The organism is Gluconobacter sp. P1D12_c (assembly GCF_018812105.1).
Lineage (GTDB): Bacteria > Pseudomonadota > Alphaproteobacteria > Acetobacterales > Acetobacteraceae > Gluconobacter > Gluconobacter oxydans_A.
Genome location: NZ_JACSIQ010000066.1, coordinates 1 through 863, shown reverse-complemented (window position 1 = coordinate 863; position 863 = coordinate 1). Strand labels below are relative to the sequence as shown.

The following is an 863-nucleotide window of genomic DNA, read 5'->3' as shown; positions in this document are numbered from 1 at the left end:
ACACAGATGGCCTACGGCCACACTACGTGGCTCCCGCTCTGCGCTCGCTCTGTGATGCAGGACACAGCAAATCTGAGCTAATTATCTGCTCATGAAGCGAAGCAGTTTGAGCTATCTTTTTAATACTGATTTAGCCTTTAGCATGGAGGTCGAAACCCCAATGCTAGACCCCGGACCTTCGGGGTCGTCGCTCTAGGCAATAGAGCGATCAGAACCCTTTTGAGGCTTCGCCTTAGGTTCCCACGTCGCCTGGAATGACTCAAGCCACTCCTTCGCAATCCTATCGCAATCACGCATTAAATCATCCAACGTGTAGACAGTCTTAATGAACGGAACAGGATTAATTCCATGCGAATCCAAAGAATCAAAAACTAAACCAAGATAAGTTTCAAGCTGTTCATTCTTCTTCTGTAAATCTCTGAACGGCTTGCCCTTATCAAAACTTTTTTCGCGTTCGCTTTTCAATTCGTTCAATAGTGATTTTCGTGATTCATTWCTTTTGTKAATTTTTGTTTTTAGTGATGAATTACTCGCTTTCAACTTCTCATTTTGATTCTTCAATAAATGAATTTCATTTTCACGAGACTTCGCACCATCATCAAAACGGCTTTTCGTGAATGACTCAGAAACCTGAACAACACCACCAGCAACAGCAGAAGAAACAGCACCAACCAACGTGCCAGCCTTCTCAAACTTTTCAGCCTTAGCTTTTGCAGCATCAACACGCTTTGCAACAGCACGACCATCAGCCAGAGCAATAGCTAAAGCCTTGGCTTGTTGCTTCTCCTGGTTCCACTGGTCCCGAGTTAAACGCCTACGACCTGGACCAATACGAGTTAAGCCAGAAGGCTTCCCGACCTTAT

The 863-nt window shown here is 44.8% G+C and carries 1 pseudogene; it reads right to left on the bottom strand.

Features of this window, described 5'->3' with window-relative positions:
* Window positions 1-192: 192 nt before the first annotated feature.
* Window positions 193-863, bottom strand: a pseudogene (locus tag KP705_RS15510) (hypothetical protein); the annotation flags it as partial.